This window comes from Bacillus cereus, from assembly GCF_015071065.1.
Lineage (GTDB): Bacteria > Bacillota > Bacilli > Bacillales > Bacillaceae_G > Bacillus_A > Bacillus_A cereus_BA.
Genome location: NZ_VOVA01000001.1, coordinates 461,115 through 485,792, shown reverse-complemented (window position 1 = coordinate 485,792; position 24,678 = coordinate 461,115). Strand labels below are relative to the sequence as shown.

Sequence of the window (24,678 nt, the reverse complement as noted above, 5' to 3'; positions counted from 1 at the left end):
TTGTATATCAATTACAGAGCGTGCCATACTAAATGAAAAAAGGAGACGAGTTATGAAAGGTGTACGGAGTATTCTATTGTTGGTTTCTGTTTTATTATGTTTTTCGTTAAACAGCGCATCGGCTAAAAGATATATGATGTCTATTCATACTGCGTCTTCTATACATATGCATCGGCAACATTTTGGTAAAATGAAAGTGAGTTTTTTAAAAGTTGGACAAGGTGATGCGACACTTATTACATTGCCAAATGGTCAAACGATGTTAATAGATGGGGGCCCTTATGAAGCGGGAGAGGTTATTATTCAAAAACTAATTGAAAAAGGAATTAATCATTTAGATGTGATTGTAAGTACTCATCCTGATATGGACCATATAGGGGGACTTATTCCAATTGTAGAACAAATGCCGGTTTCACTCGTATTAGATAGCGGAAAAACATATAGTTCATTTACTTATCATACGTATCGGAATAATATTAAAAAAAGGGGCATACCTTTCATTTCAGTGAAGGAAGGACAATACATACCGCTAGATCCACATGTTTCTATACAAGTATTGAACAATGGTAAATCGAAAGACGAGAATAACGAGTCCTCAATTGTGTTAAAGATTCGATATGGTAAAGCGGACTTTTTATTAATGGGTGATGCTGATATACGGACGGAAAATGAAATATTAAGGCAATTTGATGTACATGCAGATGTATTAAAAGTTGGGCATCATGGCTCGTATACTTCAACGAGTGAAACATTCTTAAAAAAAGTAGATCCACAATTCGCTATTCTTTCGTACGGGAGTAGAAATCCATATGGGCATCCTCATCAAAGTGTAGTAAGACGATTAAAACAGCATGGTATAATGATATACGGAACAAACAAGCGAACTGTAGAAATAGAAACAGATGGTGAACATATTACTATGGGGACAAGCGGTCTTATGCCATTACTTAAGTAACTGATTATATAAGAGGTTATTATCCATTTTGGAAAAAATGAATAATATATATTATAATGAAAAAGAAATCAATTTCCTTTTTTCGCTGAACGAAGAGGAAATTTCATTAGAATGTATAGACAACTACTTGTGTGTATATTAAGATGGAATTAGGCGAATAAGGTAATAATAATAAGTAGGTATTTCATGGGAAAGGATCGATGAAAATGAAAACGCAAGTTGTCATCAATGCCAAAATTTATACAGGTAAAGAAGTAGTGGAAAACGGATTTATTCGTTACGCAGAAACAGTTAAAGAAATTGGTTTGATGGCTCAATATGTATCACAAGAAAATGAAACTGTGTTAGATGTGGCAGGAAAGATTGTGATTCCAGGTATGATTGATGTTCATATTCATGGTGGATACGATATTGATGCGATGGATGCAAATAGCGATGGATTAGTAACTCTTGGTAAAGAAATGTTAAAAGAAGGAGTTACAACTTACTTCCCAACAACAATGACACAAGCTCCAGAAGCGATTGAAGCGGCGCTAAGTGCTGCGAAGGAAGCGAAAGATAAAGGAGCACATTTCGAATATATTCACTTAGAAGGACCATATGTTTCAAAAAAACGTGCGGGTGCACAACCACTTGAACATATTGTTCCTGCGAGTATCGAGCAATTTAAACAATGGCAGGAAGCAAGCGGTAATCTAATTAAATTAGTAACATATGCACCGGAAGAAGAAGGTGCGTTAGAGTTTGAACAGTATCTTGCTGAAACAGGTGTTGTTGGCACAATGGGGCATACAGATGCGATTGATGCACAACTGAAAAATAGAAAAATTACACATGCAACACATTTATACAATCAAATGCGTGGATTACATCATCGTGAACCAGGAGTTGTTGGTCATGTGTTATTAAATCCAGATGTAATGGTTGAAGTAATTACAGATGGTATTCACATTCACCCTGATATGGTGAAATTAGCATATAAATTAAAAGGACCGAAAAAAGTAAGTGTCATTACAGATGCAATGCGTGCAAAAGGTCTTGAAGAAGGATTATATGAGCTTGGCGGACAGCCAGTACATGTAAAAGATGGCAGTGCCCGATTAGAAGATGGAACGTTAGCTGGTAGTATTTTAAAAATGGATCAAGCTTTCCGAAATGTAATTGAATTTACAGGATGTTCAATCGAGGATGCAGTGTTGATGACATCAGTTAACCAAGCAGAAGAGTTTGGATTAAATAATAAAGGCGCGTTAGCGGCAGGTAAAGATGCAGACTTTGTTGTTATGACTGAAGAATTACATGTATATGATACGGTTCGTTTAGGAATTCATATGAAGGAAGGGAAGTAATTAGATGAATATTCTTGTTGTAAAAACTCCAGAAGAATTAGCAGAAGCAGGTTATAAGTTAATTAAAGAGGTTGTAAAATCAAAAGAAAATCCAACTTTAGGAATGGCTACAGGAAGCTCTCCATTAGGTATTTATGCAGAAATGCGAAAAAATAAACTTGATACAAGTCATGCAACCACTGTAAACTTAGATGAGTACGTAAATTTACCACACGAAGATAAAAACAGCTATCACTATTTCATGCAAGAACAGTTGTTTGATCATCTTCCATTTAAACAAACTTATGTACCGAATGGGATGGCAAGTGATTTAGAGGAAGAGTGCAAGCGTTATGAAGGCATTCTAGTAGCTAACCCAGTTGACTTACAGATTCTTGGAATCGGTGAAAACGGTCACATCGGATTTAATGAGCCAGGAACACCATTTAATTCTCCAACTAACATTGTAGAATTAACAGAATCTACGCGCCAAGCAAACCTTCGCTTCTTTGAAAATGAAGAAGATGTGCCGACTCATGCGATTACAATGGGAATTGGAAGTATTATGAAAGCGAAACAAATTCTACTTGTTGCTATGGGATCTAAAAAGGCAGAAGCTATTAAAGAATTATTGCAAGGTGAGTATAGTGAGGCGTGTCCTGCTACAGTTTTACAACGTCATCCGAATGTAACCGTAATCGCAGATCCAGAAGCTCTATCTTTATGCAGTGAGGCGATTGCTGATGAACATCGACAAGTATTCACCATTTCCGATCTATTATCAGATTCAAGAGTGGGTGAAACAGCTAATTGAGGAAGGCGAATGGAAGCCGGGAGATAAAATTCCATCTGAGAATGAACTTTGTGATAAGTTCGAAGTGAGTCGTATGACAATCAGACAGGCGATTAATAACTTAGTGGAACAAGGTTATTTATACCGGAAACGTGGGATTGGAACGTTCGTCCAACTTCCGAAAGTGGAGCAAAAGTTGCAAGGAATGACGGGATTCACAGAAGATATGATTTCTCGTGGTATGAAACCGAGCAGCCAGTTACTTAGTTTCCGCCTAGTTCCAGCTACTGCTAAAATAGCAGACCGGCTGAGAATACAAGAGGGAGAATCGGTTTATGAAGTGAGGCGTACGCGCTTAGCTGATGACGAACCGATTGCATTTGAGACGACATATTTGTCGCCAACTCTTGTGAAAGATATTAACGAAGAAATATTGCAACAATCTTTATATGAACATTTAGAGAAAAAACTGGGCTTTAAGCTTGTTCGCGCTACTCAATCAATTGAAGCTTCAATTGCAACGGATAATGAAGCTGAACATCTGCATATTCCTAAAAAGGCGCCTGTACTTGTAATGCGTCAATGGTCATATTCAGAAGGTGAGTTACCGTTAGAGTATGTGAAATGTATTTATCGTGGGGATCGTTACAAGTTTATTACGAACATCGCACGTAACAAGTAATATATTTCAGTTTGTGAAGTACAGTGAACTTTGATGTTTTCAACATGTAAAGAAATAAAAACACGACTCATCCTTATAAGGATCGAGTCGTATTTTTATTTGCTTCTTCATTATAAATAAGTACTTGGTTAACGGCATCTTTGACAGCAGCTACTACATAGTGAGCGTGCTCTTTTACCGCGTCATCAGCTTGAGACATAGCAAAACTATGAGGAGTTAAAGAAAACATTGGAATATCATTGTAAGAATCCCCTATGCATGCAACCTCCTCTGGTTGTATTTGAAACTCTTGTAATAAAACAGAAATAGCAGAACCTTTACTAATATTTGGTGGCATTACATCTAAACATTGTTCAGCTGAAATGAAAGTACTAACTTTTCCACGGAATTTTTCATCAATCTTTTTTTGAAGGAGTTGTAAGTTTTCCTTTGTTCCCCCGATAGAAATTTTATTTGGAAAAATTGTATCATCGATTTTCTGTAATAAATTTGGTTCTTCAACAGAAGTCATTGTTATTTGTTTTTCGAGTTCATGAATAAAAGGTGTCTTTTCTTCAATATAGTAATTATGCTCATCACTTACATAACGGAAATAAGGGTCTTGATTTGTCATTGCTAACAAATCAGGTAGAATACTGGAATCGAATGTTGCAGATAATAGTTGTTTATTTTCTTGTGTATATACGAAAACACCGTTCACACTAATGCGATGGAAATTTGTATTTACAGCCTTCATTAAGTCTGCGATTTCATTATCAAGTCGCCCGGAAGCGAAACAAAGAATAACATTTTGCTCGGCAAGACTGCGAAGTGCTACAATATCTTGTTCATCAATTAGACCTCCATGTTGCATCATTGTACCGTCAATATCACTTACAAACATTTTAATCATGTTGTTATCTCCTTTCTATGTACAGTTGCTCTTACATTATACGCATCATATACAAACATGTCTAAAAAATGAATTTTTATCAAATGGTAGATGTTTTACATTGACGACAAAGAAGAATGTTCTGTAACATAAAAGTAGGCTATTTAAGTACGAGGGTGGTGTTATATGAGTAATTATCTAGAAATTAAAAAAGTTTTAAATAATAATGTCATCATTGCTAGCCATCCTGAACACGAGGAAGTAGTAGTGATCGGTAAAGGAATTGGATTTGGAAAAAAGGCTGAAGATGTGTTGGAGCAAGAACAAATTGAGAAAATGTTTGTTTTAAAAAATGAACGTGATCGAGAACAATACAAACTTTTAGTGCCACATGTGAGTGAAAAGCTAATTGAATTGATGAATGATATTATGTTATACATTCAAGAAAAAGCGGAGTCTCCATTAAATGAACATATTCATATCGCTTTAACAGATCATATTTCTTTTGCAATTAAAAGACTGAAACAAGGACTTACAATAGATAATCCTTTTTTAGTTGAAACGAAAATGCTATATCCAGAGGAATATGAAATTGCTGAAGGCGTTGTGCAACTTTTAAATTCTCGTTTGCAAATTACATTGCCAGAAGGGGAAGTTGGCTTTATCGCACTTCACATTTACAGCTCGCTTACAAACTCTGATTTATCTTCTGTTAATCAAAATTCCCGTCTTATTGCACAACTTGTGTCTTTAATTGAGACAAGCCTACAAATTACATTAGACCAAGAAAGCATTCATTATTTACGCCTTATTCGCCATTTACAATATGCTATTGAGCGGGTGAAAAAAGGAGAAAAAGTAGAAGAAGCACAGAGTTTTGCTGATTTATTAAAGTTGGAATATCCAGTTTGTTATAATTTGGCGTGGAAACTAGTCAAAGTAATGCAGAAAGAATTGCAACTTCCTGTATATGAAGCGGAGAGTATTTATTTAACGATGCATTTACAACGATTAGTGAAAGCAGAACATGGGTAAAAAGACATATATTTTTGTCTAAAATGAAAACGTTAAAAAAAATGATTGAATCGCTTACAATAGTTATGTATAATAACTATTGCAAAGTTATACAAAATTCGACAAACACATTAAGGTAAATAACGAAAACGTTTGCTTTAATTATAGTGAACTTATACGTAATCCTATTTTTGACACGTGTTACTGATTCGATCAGGCATGAGTGGAGAAAAGTTGGGAATGTAAGCTAAAGAAAGGGACATACTACCCTTTGTATAGCTATCGTTCTATCTTTTTTTTCCTCATGCCTTTTTGGCGTTTGTCGAAAAGTATCAATATAGATAAGAGAGGAAGGGTTTCCATGTTTAAGAAGATCTTTGGTGTTCTTCAAAAAGTCGGAAAAGCGCTTATGCTTCCAGTAGCGATTTTACCGGCAGCAGGTATTTTACTTGGATTTGGTAATGCATTTCAAAATCCACAACTAACAAATGTTATCCCTGCTTTAAAAGCAGATTGGTTCGTAATGGTTGCAAAAATTATGGAACAATCGGGTGATATTATTTTCGCTAACCTTGCGCTATTATTCGCAGTTGGGGTAGCAATCGGTTTAGCTGGTGGAGACGGAGTAGCTGGTTTAGCAGCGTTCGTCGGCTACTTAATTATGAACAAAACGATGAGTGTGTTCTTAGAAGTAGATAAACTAGTGAAAGTAACAAGCACTGGAACAGATCCAGTGAAAATTGGATTTTCAGATCCAGCATATGCAAACGTATTAGGAATTCCAACGCTGCAAACAGGAGTGTTTGGTGGTATTATCGTCGGGATAGTAGCGGCATATTGCTATAATAAATACTTCAACATTGAATTACCATCATACTTAGGTTTCTTTGCAGGTAAGCGTTTCGTACCGATCGCAACTGCAACATTCTCTTTAGTAGTAGGTATTATCATGTGCTTCGTTTGGCCATACATTCAGGGTGGCTTAAATACGTTCTCACATCAAATGATTGATGCAAATAGAACGATAGCAGCATTTATATTCGGTTTAATTGAACGTTCATTAATTCCATTTGGATTACATCATATTTTCTATTCACCGTTCTGGTTTGAATTCGGTCAGTATACAAATGCAGCTGGCGAATTAATCCGTGGTGACCAAAAAATCTTTATGGCACAGTTAAAAGACGGCGTAGAATTAACAGCTGGTACATTTACAACTGGTAAGTATCCGTTCATGATGTTCGGTCTTCCAGCAGCAGCTTTAGCAATGTACCATGAAGCACGTCCAGAAAATAAAAAATTAGCAGCTGGTATTTTAGGATCTGCTGCATTAACATCTTTCTTAACAGGTATTACAGAACCGCTTGAATTTTCATTCTTATTCGTAGCACCAGTATTATTTGGAATCCATGCAGTATTCGCTGGTCTATCATTTATGACAATGCAAATTTTAGGTGTTAAAATTGGTATGACATTCTCTGGTGGTTTAATTGACTTCATATTATTCGGTGTACTACCAGGTCGTACGGCATGGTGGTGGGTAATTATTGTTGGTCTTGTACTAGCAGTTATTTACTACTTCGGATTCCGTTTCGCAATCCGTAAATGGAACTTAAAAACACCTGGTCGTGAAGAAGCGAATGCTAATGAAGGCGCAGGGAAAACAGAAGCAGGAGAACTTCCACGTGAAGTATTAGTAGCACTTGGTGGTAAAGAAAACATTGCTTCGTTAGATGCTTGTATTACTCGTTTACGCGTTCAAGTTAACGAACAAAAAAATGTAAATAAAGACCGCTTAAAAGAGCTTGGAGCAGCTGGTGTACTTGAAGTTGGAAATAACATTCAAGCTATTTTCGGACCGAAATCTGACACATTAAAATCACAAATTCATGATATTATGTCAGGTCGTACACCTCATGTTGAAAAAGAAGAGCCTGTAAAAGCGGAAGAAGCTACTCAACAAGTTGATGGAAATGAAACAATCATTTCACCAATTGAAGGGAAAATCTTACCGATTACAGAAGTACCTGACCAAGTATTCTCAGGGAAAATGATGGGAGATGGATTCGCGATTGAGCCAACAGAAGGAACGGTAGTTTCTCCGGTTAATGGTGAGATTGTAAATGTATTCCCTACAAAACATGCGATTGGTATTCAGTCTGAAGGTGGAAAAGAAATTTTAATCCACTTCGGTATTGATACTGTAAAATTAAATGGTGAAGGCTTTGAAACGCTTGTAGCACAAGGTGATAAAGTGAAGCAAGGACAACCATTATTAAAAGTAGATCTTGCATTTGTAAAAGAAAATGCACCATCTATTATTACACCAATCGTCTTTACGAATTTACAACAAGGGCAACAAGTCGAATTGAAAAAAGATGGAAATGTTAAAAAGGGCGAAAACGCTATTATTGACATTCAGTAGGAATTTGACGCAAAATGTTTATAATTATAATAGGCGATGTGGTTGACCGAACATCGCCTATTATATACAATAGATGATGTAGTACTAACGTCTATACAACTAAAAAAATACTGTATTTAAAGGAGATAAATTATCATGGAAAAAATCTTTAAAGTAACTAGCGACTCAGGAATTCATGCTCGTCCAGCAACTCTACTTGTAAACACTGCAAGCAAATTCGGTTCTGACATTAACTTAGAGTATAACGGGAAAAACGTTAACTTAAAATCAATCATGGGTGTTATGTCTTTAGGAATTCAACAAGGCGCGGAAATTAAGGTCACTGCAAATGGTGATGATGCAGCTCAAGCACTAGCAGCTATCGAAGAAACTATGAAAAACGAAGGATTAGGAGAATAATGACTCTTAACATCCAAGGGATCGCTGCATCAAGTGGGATTGCTATTGCAAAGGCTTTCAGACTTGAGAATCCTGAATTTAACATTGAAAAGAAATCAATTACAAACGAAGCTGCTGAAATTGCACGCTTAGACGCTGCGCTTGAGAAAGCAAAATCTGAACTAGAAGCTATTAAGGACCACGCTTTTGCTGAGCTAGGTGCTGATAAAGCTGCTATCTTTGAAGCACATTTATTAGTATTAAATGATCCAGAATTAGTAAATCCAGTAAAAGATAAAGTAAATAGCGAAAAAGTAAATGCTGAATTTGCAATGGATGAAGTTGCATCAATGTTTATTTCTATGTTTGAAAACATGGATAACGAATATATGAAAGAACGTGCTGCAGATATTCGCGACGTAACAAAACGTGTTCTTGCACATTTACTAGGAATTAACTTCTCAAATCCTGGTACAATTTCTGAAGAAGTAATCATTATTGCTGAAGATTTAACACCATCTGATACAGCTCAGTTAAACCGTAAGTATGCAAAAGGTTTCACAACTGATATCGGTGGACGTACATCTCACTCTGCAATTATGGCTCGTTCTATGGAAATTCCAGCTGTTGTTGGCACGAAAGTTGTTATGGAGAAAATCCAAAATGGCGATATCGTAATCATTGACGGTTTAGATGGAGAAGTAATTGTAAACCCATCTGAAGAAACTCTTCGTTCTTTTGAAGAAAAGAAAGCGAAATTTGAAGAGCAAAAAGCTGTATGGGCAAAATTAAAAGACCAAGCAACTGTAACAAGTGATGGGCATCATGTTGAGCTTGTTGCTAATATCGGAACACCAAATGATGTACAAGGTATTATCGATAATGGCGGAGAAGGCGTTGGTTTATACCGTACAGAATTCTTATACATGGGCCGTGACAATCTTCCAACAGAAGAAGAGCAGTTCCAAGCGTATAAAGCAGTTCTTGAAGGTGTAAAAGAAGATCAACCAGTCGTTGTTCGTACACTTGACATTGGTGGAGATAAAGAGCTTCCATACTTACATTTACCAAAAGAAATGAACCCATTCTTAGGATACCGTGCAATTCGCTTATGTCTTGATGAGCAAGATGTGTTCCGTACACAACTTCGTGCATTACTTCGTGCTAGCGTATACGGTAACTTAAAAATTATGTTCCCAATGATTGCAACTCTTGATGAGTTCCGTCAAGCGAAAGCAATCTTATTAGAAGAGAAAGAAAGACTTGTTCAAGCGGGTACAACTGTTTCTGATTCTATTGAAATTGGTATGATGGTTGAAATTCCAGCTTCAGCAGTATTAGCAGATCAGTTCGCAAAAGAGGTTGATTTCTTCTCTATCGGAACAAATGACTTAATCCAATACACAATGGCTGCAGACCGTATGAACGAACGTGTAGCTTACTTATACCAACCATATAACCCATCTATTTTACGTCTTGTAAAAATGGTTATCGATGCTGCTCATAAAGAAGGCAAGTGGGCTGGTATGTGTGGTGAGATGGCAGGAGATTCACTTGCTATCCCATTATTATTAGGACTAGGTTTAGATGAGTTCAGTATGAGTGCAACATCTATTCTTCCTGCAAGAACACAACTAAGCAAGTTGTCAAAAGCAGAAATGGAAACATTAGCAGAAAAAGCATTAACAATGTCAACTGCTGAAGAAGTTGTTGAATTAGTTAAAAGCATATAATAGTAAAAAACCTGAGTCGATTCGAAATCGATCTCAGGTTTTTTCTATGAGAAAAGTAAATCTTATTTTGCGGCTATTGAGGATAAAGAACAGAATTAGATAGCAACCGCGATAATATCAGTTGGGCATACACGTAAAATGCCAGTAAAAGTATTTTGATTGTTCTTATCGTCTTTATTATTATTATTGTTGTTATCTTTGTCATTACGAGCTAAAGCAGAGAAAAGAGCAACACCGTTACAGAATCCTTCAAAAATTACATTGCGGAATGATTGATGGCCTCTAATGCTTAAAAGAGAAATTTCTGTTCCAACTGAAATGGTAGCAAGTACGTTACATACAGCAGGTCGGTGTGGTCTAACTTCTTCTCTTTCTCTCTCTTTCTCGCGATGGTCACACTCTCTTTCACGATGATGGCATTCTCTAAAGTTATCACAGCATCCAAATGATCCAAACATAATCCTCATCACCCCCTTCACACTTATAATCTATGTAAGTTCGGCAGTCGGTGACTGGACAGATAATGGAAATTTTTCTAGGGGATTTTCTCATTTTAAATGACTAGATGGGTGTTTATTACGGAATGATGTTTGAAATAGGGGAAATATCACAAAAAAATGTAAAGACCACCAAAATTAATGAAATAGGTAGTCTTTACACTTTTTTGCTTTTATATAAAACGATGATATATACGGGAAGAGCTAAGAGTAGTGGTGCAATGGATCGTGCAGTATGTTTTTCTGCTTCTAATTGTAACGCTTCTTCTTTTGGGAATTGTAACACTGATATGTTTGCAGCATCGCCAATAAAATATAGCAGTAGTACAGTTACTATGTAACTTAAAAGTGCGATAAAGCTTCCGTATGAACTCAATGAAAATCCCTCTCTTGTTATCTATTTGTTATCATTGTATCACAATTGTAACAAAAATACACGGTTATATTTCGATACTTTAACAAATTTCGACACGAAACGTCATATTTGTTTATGGGGATAGCGTGGATATTACGATTTTTCTATGTGTAGATGTCGAATAATACATTGTAATATTACGGATGTGTGACAGAATATAAAAAAACGAAGGTAATGAAATTACCTTCGTTTTTTTATTATTTCGCCCATTCACTCACTTGTTCTACGCTCATGCGCGGTGCAGGGTGACCTTTTAAAGTTGATTCACCAATTGTAATAAGCATAATTGGTACGTAACGAGATGAAACATTAAATTCTTCCATTAGTGCTTGTGGGTTGAAACCACCAATTGCACAAGTATCCCAGCCAGTTGCTTTAGCAGCAAGCATAAGTTGCATTGCTGCTAAAGCAGCATTTGAAAAGGCAGCATCTCGTGGGTATTGCTCACGAGTATATGCAGATTCAATGTTTTTAGCTAAGCGCTCTTTTGCTTCTTCTTTCATAAATCCTTGTTCTACAATTGGACCGTAAACAGGTTCAACATTTTTATATGCTTCTAAATCACCTAAAATAGCGACTACGGCAGAAGCATCAAGAATTTGTTGTTGGTTATAAGCAATTGGATGTAATCGTTTTTGTACGTCTTCGCCTTGGAAAACAAGGAATTTCCAGTGTTGCAAGTTCCAAGCAGAAGGTGCTTGAGCAGCTGCTTTTAAAATTTCGTGTAATTCTGTAGATGAAATTTCTTTTTCAGGGTTGAATGCACGTGTAGATGTGCGCTCATATAAAACGTTAAAAAAGTCATTGTTTGTCATTATATATCCTCCAAATTACATATCAACTTAATATAAAATAAATGTAATATATTATACTTACATTTTGTAAGTTATCGAGCTTAAGGATATAATAATTTTATTTTAATTGTCAAGTTTTAAATAATAAGGCAGGGCATTCATACAAACGATACAATTCATATAATCATACACTAAAAAAGGAATTTCCATAGTAGATAAGCGAAGATAACATTCTCAATTAGCTTGTTAATATGTATCCCTCACTAATCGGATTTTTTTGAGAATAATCCTTTATAAAATGATTGTGAGGAATTCAGTAAAACAAGATATATGAAGTGAGTGAAGACTAGTGATGAACATACTACATTTTTTATTAGAGAATACTGTTTTCCAAAATGTATTACAAGATCTTCAGTTGAATGTCCTTTATATAGAAGATGGATGTACACATCAACAAACGATAGAAAATGTCCATCCAAAATGTATGTTTATAGCAAATAGTTTTGAAGAAGGAGAAATATTGTTTCATAGAACTAGACCGCATATTGTAATTATGTATGTAACAGATTTTGCTCAAATAAAATATATAAAGAATATATATGATTCACGGAGTACATTCATTATCATTTGGGATCAACAGATAAACAATGAGTTTGCAGATTTACTAATGTTAGGAATACGTAATATTGTTATAGCACCAGTAACCCCACAAGTGGTACTAGAGGAAGTAAATAAAAGTTTATATCAACTTTCTTTAGTGCGGCAAGTAGGTTTACAACAAGAATTGCTTCAAACGATGTTTGATTTTCAAAATGATTTATTATTTATAGTAGAAGATGATGAGATTGTTGATTGTAATACGAATTTTTTACAATTCTTCGGATATGATAATTTATTTACGTATCGGGAACAACATTTAGTGTTTGCAGAACATCTTATTAGAGAGAACGGATATTATTCGACGACTCACGATATAACATGGTTGGATGATACTTTATCAAATGGAAGAAGAATTAAAATGTACAATTATGAAGGAGAAGCATTTACTTTTCTATTACGTGCGACACCATTACCAGAAGACTTGTCGCGATTTATAGTAAAATGCACAGAGATTACAGAATTAGATGAAATCTATCAAGAGCAAGAAAGACTTGCAATGATAGATTCATTGACAGAAATATATAATCGTTTGAAATTCCAACAAATATTGGAGAAAGAGTGGGAGAATGTAATACGTAATGATGAAAAAATAGCACTTATTTTGTTTGATATAGATAATTTTAAATCAGTAAATGACACATATGGTCATGATTTTGGCGATTTAGCATTAGTACAACTTGCAGATCTTATGAAATCTAAACTTGAACATCAACATATATTTGCAAGGTGGGGAGGAGAGGAGTTTATAATATTAGTGACAAATACGGTAGAAAAAGAAGCGTTTCAAGTTGCGGAGTCATTACGATTTTTTATTGAAACAAAGCAATTCTCTGGAATTTCGAAATTAACAGCGAGTTTTGGAGTTGCGTTACATGAGAATGGGATTACTAAAGAAGAATTAATGCAAAGAGCGGATATTGCATTATATGAAGCAAAAAAAAATGGGAAAAATCAAGTATGTATATATAGAAAAGAAAAAATGTGATTTTTCGCAACAAATTGTTGCGATTTTTTTTTATTACCTGATAATAGAATATGGGGGGACCATTTTAAATGAAGTAATTACGGAGGAACAATATGATAAAAAAAATAATGGTTATGGCTTCACTGTCTGCTGTAGTTTGCGGGGGAGTATACTATTTTCTCTATAGTCCAGATCCAAAGGAACAAGCAGTATTAACAACAAAGGTAACTCCTGCTATTGAGTCAGAGGTACAGGATAATATAGAAGAAGTACAAAAAATTAATTATGCTAGTATATCTCAAAAGTTAGATCAGTATTTAGTAGGAAAGCAATTTAATGGGACAGTTTTGGTGACAGATAAAGAGCATGTTATATTGAATAAAGGATATGGATATGCTGATGTTCAAAATAAAATAGAAAATACGCCTCAAACAAAATATCGTATCGGTTCTATTACGAAAACAGTTGTTGCTACATCCATTTTACAGTTACAAGAACAGGGGAAGTTAAATATCCAAGATAATGTAAATAAATACATTTCTTCATTTCCAGCAGATAAGAACATCACGTTATATCACTTATTAACGCATACATCTGGTTTACCGGAAAATGGGAAAGGGAAGGTTAATGTAGCTTCACGTATAAATTTAATAAATTGGATTGGAAGTCAAAAGTTAGATTTTCCACCAGGAACAGGTTGGAAGTATACGGATTATAATTATATGGTGCTCGCATATATTATAGAAAATATAACGAAAAAGCCTTTAGGAGATTATATAAAAGAAAATATATTTACAAAGGCAGAGATGCATGAATCAGGTATGGGAAATATGGTGCCTGGAGATAAAAACTTCACGAAGGGTTATGTGAAGAAAGATCAAGAACTTGTACCAGCGCAAAAATTAGGGATGGACTGGTTATATGGCTCTGGTGAGATGTATACGACAGTAGGCGATATGAAGAAATTAGATGAAGCGATTATAAATGGAAAGCTTCTTTCTGAACAAAGTATACAAGCGATGTTTACACCTTCTGCAGAGAAAAAATATGCATTTAGCTTTTACATATATCCTGATTTTTTCCATAACCATGGTGTACTATCGGGTTGGAATACGTTTAATAATTTCAATAAAGAAAAAGGAACGTTTGTTATTTTATTCTCAAATGTGAAGAATGGTTTGGATGATGATTTTAATAAGGAATTTAGGAAGATGGTAAATGATTTATTAGAACAAAGGGGATGAGAAGATGGAGAATAAAAATTTATCAATAGGTTTCATTGGTATTGGTGTGATGGGAAAAAGTATGGTTAACCATTTAATGCAAAGTGGTTATAAAGTATATGTATATAATAGAACGAAGGAAAAAGCGGATTCTTTAGTGCAAGAGGGTGCGACTTGGTGTGATACACCGAAAGCGTTAGTAAAGAAAGTTGATGTTGTTATGACGATGGTTGGTTACCCTCATGATGTAGAAGAAGTGTATTTTGGGATAGATGGAATTTTAGAACATGCAAATGAAGGTACGATAGCAATTGACTTTACGACATCTACACCAACATTGGCAAAACGTATTAATGAAGTTGCGAAAAGCAAGAATATATATACATTAGATGCACCAGTATCTGGAGGGGACGTTGGGGCTAAAGAAGCTAGACTAGCAATTATGGTCGGTGGAGAGAACAGAATATATGATATTTGCTTACCTTTATTTGAAAAACTAGGAACAAATATTCAATTGCAAGGCCCTGCTGGGAGTGGACAACATACAAAAATGTGCAATCAAATTGCAATTGCTTCTAACATGATAGGAGTATGTGAAGCGGTAGCATATGCGAAAAAGGCTGGACTTAATGCAGATAAAGTATTAGAGAGTATTTCGACAGGAGCAGCAGGTAGCTGGTCATTAAGTAATTTAGCTCCTCGAATGTTAAAAGGAGATTTTGAACCTGGCTTTTATGTAAAGCATTTTATGAAAGATATGAAGATTGCTTTAGATGAAGCTGAAAAATTACAATTACCAGTACCGGGTTTAACCCTAGCGAAGGAATTGTATGAAGAGCTAATCGCAGATGGAAAAGAGAATAGCGGAACACAAGTATTATACAAAAAGTATATAAGGGGGTAAATGAAATGGATCTCCAAAAGTTTGACGAGATGATTGATGCTGTGCAGCGAGCAACTTGTGTACAGATTAATGATAAGCAAAAAGAAGCTTTTAAACAAAAATACGATTTTGGACCAGATTTTGAATATGGAAGAGATGAGAAAGGACATTATGTCATCCGAACCTCGAAAAAGATGTTAGAGGAAATGGAGTTTTATTTGGCATTGAAATATGATCGGGATGGAATTGCCCTTTATATGCATGCTGAGATTGAAGGGACATGTCATGTATCCGTTAGCTATAGTGAAGATGCACTTCATTTGCAAGAATTGTTTCAATTTCTAGAAGAGAATAAATAAAAAGTCCTCATTTGAGGACTTTTTATTTATATGGGCAGGAATTATAAGTTTGAAGCGCGACGGCATCTTTCAATTGGGAATGGAATAATTTGTGCAATGTGATTAGGACCAAACTGTTTCGCTCGAGCATGGCGTATTATATAAAATGCGCACAGAATAGAAACAGGAATAGCGCCATATAAACCAAAAAATAAAGCGCTTACACAAGATGCAGCAAAACCTAAAACACCAACTTCTAACTCTTCCATAATAGCGCCTAAAATAACAGGAATAGCTCCGCATGTAACTCCAAGTATAAGTGCAATAAGTAAACTCATGATTATCCCCCTCTGTTTGCGATATTATTTTCCTTATTAGTAATTGTAGTATATCATATATAAAACAGAATTTTCAGAAAAAATTCAAAAAAAGTTCAATAAATGTTCAAAAAGTGTTAAAAATCGAAGAGGGTAATTCTCCCTTGAAAAGGAAGAGAAGAAGTTCTTGAGTAAATAAAAAATCAGACTTATTTCAGAAAATGAAATAAGCCTGTTCCATAGGAGGATGTATATATGTAGAGTGAATAAAAGGTTGGAAAAGGGGCTCCAATTTCTTTTATTCAACTAGCTACCTTAATAAATTGGAACCCAACCTTCTGTTGTAACAAAAATACGAATAGCTACAACTTGGCGGTCATCTTGTAAGGTAAAATAATGTCTTGCATTTTCAGGTACAGATATAAGATCACCAGGCTCAAGTTCAACGTCAAAGAATCGACCATCTTTTCCTTCAATAGCGAAGATGCCATGACCGCTGACAATAAAGCGAACTTCATCGTCAGTATGATGGTGTTCTTTTTGAAAATTAATTAATAACTCGTCAAGGTTAGGTGTGCTATTTGAAAGTGAGATCACATCATATGCTTTATACCCTCTGCGCTCTGAAACATCAGCAATTTCTTTTGAAAACAACGTTAATATGTCAGCTTTGTTTTCATCTGTTAAGGAGTAATTTTCTTTTAAATGAGTAGGAAGTTTAGAAATATTCCATTTCTCATATAAAACATCTTCTCCTTGTAGAAAGTTTGATACTTCTACTTCATTTTCAATACGAGTATTTTCCTCATGAATACGAATTTGCGCCATTAGAAACGCCTCCTTGAATTGATAATAATTTTATATGAAATTGGAATAAAAACTCATAAGCTTCTAATCTTTTTTTTGCATCAAAGCTATCACGGCCCCATACGGTAATGCCATGGTTTCGAATTAATACTGCTCCTGAATCTCCTTGTATATGCTTTCGAAATTTCTCTCCAAGCGTTGGGATATGAGCATCATTTTCGATAATAGGAATGTTAATCGTTGCACCTTCTTCCCAAATATCAAGAGCTTTAATAATTTCTTGATTTTGAAGGGTGACTTTATCGCTATACAAATTTGTGATGACATTATTATCAGTTGTATGAACATGAAGTACGCACCCAGCATTCGTACTGTTATAAATATGTGTATGTAATATTGTTTCTGCTGAAGGGCGTAACTCAGTTTCTAAAACGGGAACTCCTTGATGATTTACTAATAGAAAATCATCTGGAGTGGTTTTTGTTTTATCTTTTCCACTTGCTGTAATAAGAAAAGTAAGGGGATCATGACTGACTTTTATAGAAATATTTCCACTTGTTGCTGGAAACCAATTCCGAGTTGTTAATTCTTTTTTTATTTCACTTAAGTCATACCACTGACGAAAAAGTTGTTTCATGATTTCACCTCCAACAAATGTTGTAATTCGACTTGAATATCGTGAAATGTGTTAAAGGATGTATAAGCAATATGATTTTCTTCACATTTTGTAATAAGGAAGTCACGGGCGAATACTTTATCTGCTTGTTTTGCTGCTTGTAAATCAGTAATGGAATCTCCTATCACAATATGAAAATCATCTTTAGAGCTTAGTTTACGAATTAATGATGATTTACAGAGACCGCAACTATGCTGACATTGCTCGTCACAAGGGTGCGGCCATTTAACTTCGACAAATTCTCCTGAAAAGTCAGCTGCATTACAATAAATTTGTTTTTTAGGGATTATTTTTTGTAAGAGTGGATAGACGAAGAAATCCATTCCACCTGATATAACGTAAAAGGAAATGTTATTTTCAGTAATAAATCGTATGAATTCATGAAAACCTGCACGAATTTCAGCAGTTTCTTTTAAAAACTGAATAATATCATCCTGTAGATTAATGGGTATTAATCGAAATAATTGAGAAACGCCTTCTTGAATAGAAAGTTCTTGCGATAAAATTTTTTGCTTTATTTGCTCTGCTTCTGGTGGTGCGAATTTTTCCATAATGGACATGATATTATCGTTATTTGTAATCGTACCATCGAAATCACAAAATACTTGAATACTCATAATTTCACCTCATGAGAAGGATTTCCCCATATTTGTAGTGCGCTATGCAAATTTATTTCATCCACTTCATGGAGTGGTTTACCTTGTAAAGTAGCTTCAATGGCAGCACGGAAAGCTTTGCCACCACCTTGAGCTCCATTTGGATGCCCATGAATCCCGCCGCCGGCATTAATAACAACATCTTTACCGAAATCTCGTAGAATAAAGGGAACGAAACCAGGGTGAATACCAGCAGATGGGACAGAAAAACTTTTCTTGAAATGGTGGTCTTCCTCAGTTAATGCTTCTGTAATGAGAAGAGCTTCCTCTTTTTCTAATGCAACATTGCCGTATGGTGATGGGAATAAAGAGAAATCAGCACCAGCGTAACGTAGTAATTTTCCAAGTAGTAATGGAGAAGAGAACCCGTATAGTTTCGATGACGAATATGCGCCACTTACAGCAGGGTGTGCCATAATAGGAATTGGAATTTCATCGTCTTCTACAAGTGATTGCAGTACATCTAATCCATAAGAAAATACATTAAATAAAAGAATGTCTGCTCCAGCTACCACCGCACGTTTCGCGTTCTCTTTTAAATCATAAGTTCGCCCTGTTAAATTTACTGCGTATAAAGTTTTATGTCCGTAAGTTTCGTATACAGATTGTAAAACTTCTTTCCCAGATTCAATTCTTTTTGTAAGTGGTGTTAATGAGTTTTCGAATAAAATTTCATCATCTTTTACAATATCTACGCCTCCAATTGCCTGATCTCGTAGCTGAGTTTTTAAATATCCAATATTCCGTCCTATCATCCCTTTGAAAATACTCATTAGAAGAGGGCGATCTTGAACTTGTAAAAGGTTTCGGATGCCTTCAATTCCAAATTGTGGTCCAGGGAACTGTTTCTTTAATTCGTCGGAGAATGTTAAATCAATTAGTTTAATTTCCCCATCTAACGAAAGTTTTCCAAATGTTGTTGTCAAAATGGCTGGTAAGTCTGGGCTGAAGTTCAGCGATGGATAATGAATTTTAATGATTCCACGTGATACTTTTTTGCCAAGATAAGAGTTAATATGTTCTTGTTCGTCTAACTCTTCAATATGAATGACATTGCCTTTATGTTGTTTTAATTGTTCTTGTAATAAGTGTGGTAAATGGGTCCATGAACCAATTGTTAAACCAATTGCAATTTGTTCCGCTTTCTTTTCTAAGTTGTGAGAATCATCGTGGATTAAATATGTCGCTATAATTCCGCTCATTGTTATAACCTCCTAGTTAAATAAAAAAACCTCTCAGCTAAGGAGAGGTTTTTTTACAACCAGCTCCTTATCTGTCAGCGTAACGCTGCGAGAATTAGCACCGTGTCTACAATTGTAGATCGGTTGCCGGGTTTCGTCGGGCTCGTCCCTCCACCTGCTCTTGATAAGAAGTATTTAGAAATGTTTAAATTTTTAAGATAACTGAATTTTGTCAGATATTTTTTATGTTGTCAATGACTTTTTGAAAAACTTTAATTTATCAATGCGATTAATCGCTTCTCGTAATCGATCTTCTGTATGTAAGAGACCAACACGAACATACCCTTCGCCGTGCTCACCAAATCCAACACCAGGGGCAACAGCAACATGTGCTTTTTCTAGCAAAATATCAGAAAATTGCTCAGATGTATAGCCTTCTGGTACAGGAAGCCATGCAAAGAATGATCCTTTTGGAATATCTACATTCCAACCAATCGAGTGACAAGCTTTAATAAGAGCATTTCTTCGAGATTCGTAACTATTTACAAGATCTATTACACAAGACTGCGAACTTAATAGCGCTTCGCGGGCAGCATCTTGAACTGCACCAAAAATACTAACATACATATGATCTTGCAATAGGTTAATTGTTTCGATGATACTTGCATTACCCACTGCAAAAGCAATACGCCAGCCAGCCATATTGAAAGTTTTTGATAAAGTATAAATTTCAATTCCTGTATCTTTGGCGCCGTCTACTTGCAAGAAACTAACCGGCTTTTGACCATCAAACCCAATAGCACCATAAGCAAAATCGTGAACAACTAATATGTTATGTTTATTAGCAAAATGAATGGTTTCATCAAAGAATTCTTTTGATGCAACAGCACCAGTTGGATTATTTGGGTAGTTTAAAAACATTAACTTTGCTCGCTGGGCAACAGAGGCATCAATTTTTGTATAATCCGGTAAAAAATTATTTTCTGCAATAAGCGGCATTGTTTCAAAGTGCGCTTTTGCTAGAGCAACTCCGGATAAATAATCTGGATAGCCTGGATCTGGAACGAGAATGGTATCACCAGGGTTTGTAAAACAAATTGGTAATTCTACTAATCCAGCTTTTCCACCAAACAAAATAGCAACTTCAGTTTTTGGATTTACTACTACATCATATTCACGCTGATAGAATGCTGCCACGGCTTCTTTTAGGCTTTCGTGTCCGCGAAATGGCGGATATTTATGATGAATGCTCTTTTCGGCAGCATCTTGTAAAGCTTTTACGATATGCTGCGGTGTTGGTTGATCTGGATTACCTTGACCTAGATTAATAACATCGTGACCAGCTGCAACGACTTTGTTAACTTTTGCAACAAGTGAAGCGAAAAATTGTGTTGGCAATGATGTTACTACTTTGGAAGGTTGAAATAATTTCATACTTTCCACCTCTTTTGAAAGTTGTTACAATTCTAGTGACAAATGATATAATCTTTCCAGTATTTTGTAAAGAAAAAATTAAGAATGGGGCGGACAAAATGAAAGTCGCATGTATTCAAATGGATATTATCTTTGGAGATGTAGAAAAAAATATTGAGAATGCTAAAAGTAAAATAAACGAGGCGATGAAGGAAAGACCAGGTATTATCGTCTTACCAGAATTATGGACAACAGGATATGATTTAACAAGGCTTTCTGAGATTGCAGATAGGGATGGATTGAAAACGCAAGAAATGTTGAAAGAATGGTCGAAACAATATGGTGTACATATTGTTGGTGGTTCCATAGCAAAGCAAACAGAGCAAGGTGTTACAAATACGATGTATGTTGTAAGCCGCGAAGGGCAGCTAGTAAATGAATATAGTAAAGTGCATTTATTTCAGCTTATGGATGAACATAAATATTTAGTAGCGGGTAATGGTACGGGTGAATTTATGCTAGATGATGTAGAGTGCGCTGGCACAATTTGTTATGATATTCGTTTTCCGGAGTGGATGCGTGTCCATACTGCTAAAGGAGCAAAAGTTTTATTTGTTGTAGCAGAATGGCCATTAGTACGTTTAGCGCATTGGCGTTTGCTTTTACAGGCGAGAGCAGTTGAAAATCAGTGTTATGTTGTTGCGTGCAATAGAGCAGGAAAGGATCCGAACAATGAGTTTGCAGGTCATTCTTTAATTGTGGATCCTTGGGGTGAAGTTGTAGTAGAGGCAAATGAAGAAGAATCTATTTTATTTGGAGAGCTCAAACTCGAGAAAATTAAAGAAGTTCGTAAAGGAATTCCAGTTTTTGCAGATCGCCGTCCCGAATTATACAAATAAAATGTTGACAAGTGATTTTTATTCTTGATATAGTCTTCAACATAAAGTTAAAAATTCTAAAAAAATATACAACTCTTATCAAGAGCAGGTGGAGGGATTTGGCCCGATGAAGCCCAGCAACCGACCATAATACCATTGTGAAATGGGGCGTTTATTACGCCAAAAGGCACGGTGCTAATTCCAGCAGAAAGTAGACTTTCTGGCAGATAAGAGGGGAGAAGATAAACTTCAAACCTCTTTCTTTGTGGAAAGAGGTTTTTCTGCGTTAGAAAAACCTCTGAAATTAAAAAAGGAGGAAAAGAAGATGGGATATTATTCATTAACAGAAGTAACAGCTGTACATTATGCGAAAGAACATGGCTATTTTGAAAAGAAAGCGAATGTAGTTTGTCATGAAATTGGAGATGGAAACTTAAATTACGTGTTCAAATTAGATGATGGAGAGAAATCAATTATAATAAAACAAGCACTTCCATATGCGAAAGTAGTTGGTGAGAGCTGGCCGTTGTCTATAAAAAGAGCAACGATTGAAAGTAAAGCACTGCAAATTTTTGCGAAGTATGTACCGGATTATGTTCCGGTAGTGTACAGTCATGATGAAGAGTTAGCAGTTACAGTAATAGAAGACTTATCAAGACTAACAATTACAAGAAAAGGATTAATAGAAGGAGAAGAATATCCGCTTTTATCTCAGCATATCGGTCGTTTTCTAGCATATGTTTTATTTTATACTTCAGATTTTGGTTTACAGTCAGAAGAGAAAAGGGTGCTAGAAGGTACATTTGTAAATCCAGACCTTAGCAAAATAACAGAAGATTTAGTGTTTACAGATCCGTTTGGGCATTACGATACGAATGATTATGAGCCAGAGTTACAACTAGCGGTTGATGAACTGTGGAGTGACAAAAATTTAAAATTAAAAGTAGCACAGTATAAGTATAAGTTTTTAACGAGAAAAGAAGCGCTCATTCATGGGGATTTACATACTGGAAGTATATTTTCATCGCCTTCTGAAACGAAAATAATTGATCCAGAATTTGCAACGTACGGTCCATTTGGATTTGATCTTGGTCAATTTATTGCAAATTTATTATTAAATGCGTTATCGCGTGAAGAGGAAAAAAGAAGTGTGCTATTTTTTCATATCGAGAAAACATGGAGTTATTTTGTAGAAGCTTTTACAAAGCTATGGATTGGAGAAGGTGTAGAAGTATATACGAAAGAGAAACAATGGTTACCAATTATTTTGCAAAATATTTTTAGTGATATTGTTGGATTTGCTGGATGTGAACTTATTCGTAGAACAATTGGTCTAGCACACGTAGCAGATTTAGATGAAATATCAGATAAAGAAAGAAGAATTCAAGCTAAAAAACAAGCACTTTATTTAGGAAAAGAACTATTGAAATATGAATCAAAGAGCGCAGATATACAACTGTTCCGAACATTATTTCAACATACAATTTCAGGAGGCGTAAAGGCATGAGTACAATCATTACTGTTCCGAGATCTGTAAGTTGGAAAGGAGATGCCATTGCGGTATTAAACCAAACAAAGTTGCCGCATGTCACTGAATACAAAACATTAACGAATGTTGAAGATGTATGGAAAAGTATCATTATGTTAGAAGTACGCGGAGCACCTGCAATTGGAATTGTGGCTGCGTTTGGTTTGGCGCTTGCGGCAAAGAAATACGATGCTACAAATATCGATGAATTTCAAAAGAAGTTTAATAGAGATTGTAACTATTTAGGGACATCACGCCCGACGGCAGTCAATTTATTTTGGGCAATTGATCGTATGAGAGAAGCTATACGAGGGATTGCTACAATAAAAGAAGCACAAAAAATATTAGAAGAAGAAGCACTTCGTATTCAGCAAGAGGATGAAAAGGTATGCCGAAGTATTGGAGAACATGCTTTAACATGTTTTAAAGACGGTGATAAAATTTTAACAATTTGTAACGCTGGAAGTATTGCAACTACTAGATATGGAACAGCATTAGCCCCATTTTATATTGGGAAAGAGAAGGGTGTGCGTTTACATGCGTATGCGTGTGAAACGAGACCGGTTTTACAAGGTGGTCGTTTAACGACATGGGAATTGAAGCAAGCAGACATTGATGTAACGCTTATTACGGATAATACTGTAGCACATGCAATTCGAACGAAAGAAATTAATGCGATTATCGTAGGGGCAGATCGAATCGTTGAGAACGGTGATACTGCTAATAAAATAGGAACACTAAATTTAGCTATATTAGCAAAGTATTTTGGTATCCCATTTTACGTTGCAGCACCGTTATCTACATTTGATACTACGAAACAAACAGGTGCTGAAATTGTCATTGAAGAAAGAGATGAAACAGAAGTTACGAAAATTTTTGGGAGACAAGTGGCGCCAATTGGAACTGACGTTTATAATCCTGCATTTGACGTAACACCGAATGAATTAATTACCGGTATTATTACTGAGAAAGGTATTATACGCAGAGATTATAAACGACAAATTGCATCATTATTTGAAAAACAAGCTAATAAATAATAGCTTGTTTTTTTATGCCTAAATGTATTCTTTTCTCTTATTTATATAATGAAAGGAGGCGAGGGGGATGGAAGAGTGGATCAGGATGATAGGTAATGTGGGCTTTCCAATTGTTGTAACATTATATTTACTCCATCGGATTGAAAGTAAATTAGATGGGATAACTGTTGCAATAGAAAAACTGCCACAGCAATTACTAACGTGCGACGATCCTCGTGATAAAAAATAAAGT

Annotated in this window: 26 protein-coding genes and 2 riboswitches; of the genes, 16 read left to right on the top strand and 10 right to left on the bottom strand. The window is 35.4% G+C overall.

Features of this window, described 5'->3' with window-relative positions:
- The first annotated feature begins 52 nt into the window (after window positions 1-52).
- The 4 genes from FT637_RS02440 (at window position 53) to phnF (ending at window position 3,758) form a co-directional block, all read left to right on the top strand.
- Window positions 53-955, top strand: a complete 903-nt coding sequence (locus FT637_RS02440) for a ComEC/Rec2 family competence protein (protein ID WP_193644994.1) — start codon at window positions 53-55, stop codon at window positions 953-955.
- Window positions 956-1,161: 206 nt separating this feature from the next.
- Window positions 1,162-2,304, top strand: coding sequence for an N-acetylglucosamine-6-phosphate deacetylase (nagA, locus tag FT637_RS02435; protein ID WP_193645513.1), 1,143 nt, complete (start codon window positions 1,162-1,164; stop codon window positions 2,302-2,304).
- Window positions 2,305-2,308: 4 nt separating this feature from the next.
- Complete coding sequence (gene nagB / locus FT637_RS02430) at window positions 2,309-3,097, top strand: glucosamine-6-phosphate deaminase (protein ID WP_002033913.1); 789 nt, start codon at window positions 2,309-2,311, stop codon at window positions 3,095-3,097.
- Window positions 3,027-3,758: a phosphonate metabolism transcriptional regulator PhnF gene (gene phnF, locus FT637_RS02425; protein ID WP_078172874.1), complete on the top strand. Its 732-nt coding sequence runs from the start codon at window positions 3,027-3,029 to the stop codon at window positions 3,756-3,758. The genes nagB and phnF overlap by 71 nt, the downstream gene beginning before the upstream one ends.
- A gap of 73 nt (window positions 3,759-3,831) precedes the next feature.
- On the opposite strand, the gene FT637_RS02420 is transcribed toward phnF, so the two are convergent.
- Window positions 3,832-4,650, bottom strand: a complete 819-nt coding sequence (locus FT637_RS02420; RefSeq protein ID WP_193644993.1) for an HAD family hydrolase — start codon at window positions 4,648-4,650, stop codon at window positions 3,832-3,834.
- A gap of 165 nt (window positions 4,651-4,815) precedes the next feature.
- On the opposite strand from FT637_RS02420, the gene glcT reads away from it, so the two are divergent.
- The 4 genes from glcT to ptsP all read left to right on the top strand — a co-directional run bounded on the left by glcT (window position 4,816) and on the right by ptsP (window position 10,179).
- Window positions 4,816-5,664 (top strand): glucose PTS transporter transcription antiterminator GlcT, encoded by an 849-nt coding sequence (glcT, locus tag FT637_RS02415; RefSeq protein ID WP_193644992.1) that lies wholly within the window; start codon window positions 4,816-4,818, stop codon window positions 5,662-5,664.
- Window positions 5,665-6,004: 340 nt separating this feature from the next.
- On the top strand, window positions 6,005-8,068 hold the full coding sequence (ptsG, locus tag FT637_RS02410) for a PTS glucose transporter subunit IIABC (RefSeq protein ID WP_193644991.1): 2,064 nt from the start codon (window positions 6,005-6,007) through the stop codon (window positions 8,066-8,068).
- 135 nt (window positions 8,069-8,203) lie between these two features.
- Window positions 8,204-8,467: a phosphocarrier protein HPr gene (ptsH, locus tag FT637_RS02405; protein ID WP_002033915.1), complete on the top strand. Its 264-nt coding sequence runs from the start codon at window positions 8,204-8,206 to the stop codon at window positions 8,465-8,467.
- Complete coding sequence (ptsP, locus tag FT637_RS02400) at window positions 8,467-10,179, top strand: phosphoenolpyruvate--protein phosphotransferase (protein WP_193644990.1); 1,713 nt, start codon at window positions 8,467-8,469, stop codon at window positions 10,177-10,179. The genes ptsH and ptsP overlap by 1 nt, the downstream gene beginning before the upstream one ends.
- 95 nt (window positions 10,180-10,274) lie before the next feature.
- Here the strand turns inward: ptsP and FT637_RS02395 are convergent, their stop codons facing one another.
- The 3 genes from FT637_RS02395 to FT637_RS02385 all read right to left on the bottom strand — a co-directional run bounded on the left by FT637_RS02395 (window position 10,275) and on the right by FT637_RS02385 (window position 11,906).
- Window positions 10,275-10,637 (bottom strand): DUF3915 family protein, encoded by a 363-nt coding sequence (locus FT637_RS02395; RefSeq protein WP_193644989.1) that lies wholly within the window; start codon window positions 10,635-10,637, stop codon window positions 10,275-10,277.
- 196 nt (window positions 10,638-10,833) lie between these two features.
- Window positions 10,834-11,052 (bottom strand): hypothetical protein, encoded by a 219-nt coding sequence (locus FT637_RS02390; RefSeq protein ID WP_002088422.1) that lies wholly within the window; start codon window positions 11,050-11,052, stop codon window positions 10,834-10,836.
- Window positions 11,053-11,288: 236 nt separating this feature from the next.
- Window positions 11,289-11,906 carry a nitroreductase family protein gene (locus FT637_RS02385; RefSeq protein WP_002066978.1) on the bottom strand — a complete coding sequence of 206 codons (618 nt, stop codon included), beginning with the start codon at window positions 11,904-11,906 and terminating at the stop codon, window positions 11,289-11,291.
- Between the two features lie 331 nt (window positions 11,907-12,237).
- Here FT637_RS02385 and FT637_RS02380 point away from each other — a divergent pair, with 331 nt between their 5' ends.
- The 4 genes from FT637_RS02380 (at window position 12,238) to FT637_RS02365 (ending at window position 15,974) form a co-directional block, all read left to right on the top strand.
- A complete protein-coding gene (locus tag FT637_RS02380) occupies window positions 12,238-13,530 on the top strand; it encodes a GGDEF domain-containing protein (protein ID WP_193644988.1) in 1,293 nt (430 codons plus the stop codon).
- Between the two features lie 92 nt (window positions 13,531-13,622).
- Window positions 13,623-14,753: a serine hydrolase domain-containing protein gene (locus FT637_RS02375; RefSeq protein WP_193644987.1), complete on the top strand. Its 1,131-nt coding sequence runs from the start codon at window positions 13,623-13,625 to the stop codon at window positions 14,751-14,753.
- Window positions 14,754-14,757: 4 nt separating this feature from the next.
- The gene (locus FT637_RS02370) at window positions 14,758-15,636 is read left to right on the top strand and encodes an NAD(P)-dependent oxidoreductase (protein ID WP_193644986.1); all 879 of its coding nucleotides are present in this window, start codon (window positions 14,758-14,760) and stop codon (window positions 15,634-15,636) included.
- 5 nt (window positions 15,637-15,641) lie between these two features.
- On the top strand, window positions 15,642-15,974 hold the full coding sequence (locus tag FT637_RS02365; RefSeq protein ID WP_002122159.1) for a DUF3909 family protein: 333 nt from the start codon (window positions 15,642-15,644) through the stop codon (window positions 15,972-15,974).
- Between the two features lie 41 nt (window positions 15,975-16,015).
- Here the strand turns inward: FT637_RS02365 and FT637_RS02360 are convergent, their stop codons facing one another.
- The 6 genes from FT637_RS02360 to FT637_RS02335 all read right to left on the bottom strand — a co-directional run bounded on the left by FT637_RS02360 (window position 16,016) and on the right by FT637_RS02335 (window position 21,024).
- Complete coding sequence (locus FT637_RS02360) at window positions 16,016-16,291, bottom strand: hypothetical protein (RefSeq protein ID WP_193644985.1); 276 nt, start codon at window positions 16,289-16,291, stop codon at window positions 16,016-16,018.
- A 294-nt stretch (window positions 16,292-16,585) separates the two neighbouring features.
- Complete coding sequence (locus FT637_RS02355) at window positions 16,586-17,098, bottom strand: 1,2-dihydroxy-3-keto-5-methylthiopentene dioxygenase (protein ID WP_193644984.1); 513 nt, start codon at window positions 17,096-17,098, stop codon at window positions 16,586-16,588.
- Window positions 17,076-17,714 (bottom strand): methylthioribulose 1-phosphate dehydratase, encoded by a 639-nt coding sequence (locus tag FT637_RS02350; RefSeq protein ID WP_002111581.1) that lies wholly within the window; start codon window positions 17,712-17,714, stop codon window positions 17,076-17,078. The genes FT637_RS02355 and FT637_RS02350 overlap by 23 nt, the downstream gene beginning before the upstream one ends.
- The gene (locus FT637_RS02345; RefSeq protein ID WP_193644983.1) at window positions 17,711-18,370 is read right to left on the bottom strand and encodes a 2-hydroxy-3-keto-5-methylthiopentenyl-1-phosphate phosphatase; all 660 of its coding nucleotides are present in this window, start codon (window positions 18,368-18,370) and stop codon (window positions 17,711-17,713) included. The genes FT637_RS02350 and FT637_RS02345 overlap by 4 nt, the downstream gene beginning before the upstream one ends.
- Window positions 18,367-19,611, bottom strand: coding sequence for a 2,3-diketo-5-methylthiopentyl-1-phosphate enolase (mtnW, locus tag FT637_RS02340; protein ID WP_193644982.1), 1,245 nt, complete (start codon window positions 19,609-19,611; stop codon window positions 18,367-18,369). Before mtnW ends, FT637_RS02345 begins: the two co-directional genes overlap by 4 nt.
- 64 nt (window positions 19,612-19,675) lie before the next feature.
- Window positions 19,676-19,781: riboswitch (SAM riboswitch) on the bottom strand.
- Window positions 19,782-19,833: 52 nt separating this feature from the next.
- On the bottom strand, window positions 19,834-21,024 hold the full coding sequence (locus FT637_RS02335; protein WP_193644981.1) for a pyridoxal phosphate-dependent aminotransferase: 1,191 nt from the start codon (window positions 21,022-21,024) through the stop codon (window positions 19,834-19,836).
- Window positions 21,025-21,038: 14 nt separating this feature from the next.
- Between FT637_RS02335 and FT637_RS02330 the strand changes: the two genes are divergently transcribed.
- The 4 genes from FT637_RS02330 (at window position 21,039) to FT637_RS02315 (ending at window position 24,675) form a co-directional block, all read left to right on the top strand.
- Window positions 21,039-21,902 carry a carbon-nitrogen family hydrolase gene (locus tag FT637_RS02330; protein ID WP_193644980.1) on the top strand — a complete coding sequence of 288 codons (864 nt, stop codon included), beginning with the start codon at window positions 21,039-21,041 and terminating at the stop codon, window positions 21,900-21,902.
- Window positions 21,903-21,974: 72 nt separating this feature from the next.
- Window positions 21,975-22,115: riboswitch (SAM riboswitch) on the top strand.
- 91 nt (window positions 22,116-22,206) lie between these two features.
- Window positions 22,207-23,388 (top strand): S-methyl-5-thioribose kinase, encoded by a 1,182-nt coding sequence (gene mtnK / locus FT637_RS02325; protein WP_193644979.1) that lies wholly within the window; start codon window positions 22,207-22,209, stop codon window positions 23,386-23,388.
- Entirely contained in the window at window positions 23,385-24,446 is a 1,062-nt protein-coding gene (gene mtnA / locus FT637_RS02320; RefSeq protein WP_193644978.1) for an S-methyl-5-thioribose-1-phosphate isomerase, read from the top strand. Before mtnK ends, mtnA begins: the two co-directional genes overlap by 4 nt.
- Window positions 24,447-24,513: 67 nt before the next feature.
- Entirely contained in the window at window positions 24,514-24,675 is a 162-nt protein-coding gene (locus FT637_RS02315; RefSeq protein ID WP_193644977.1) for a YvrJ family protein, read from the top strand.
- Window positions 24,676-24,678: the final 3 nt, after the last annotated feature.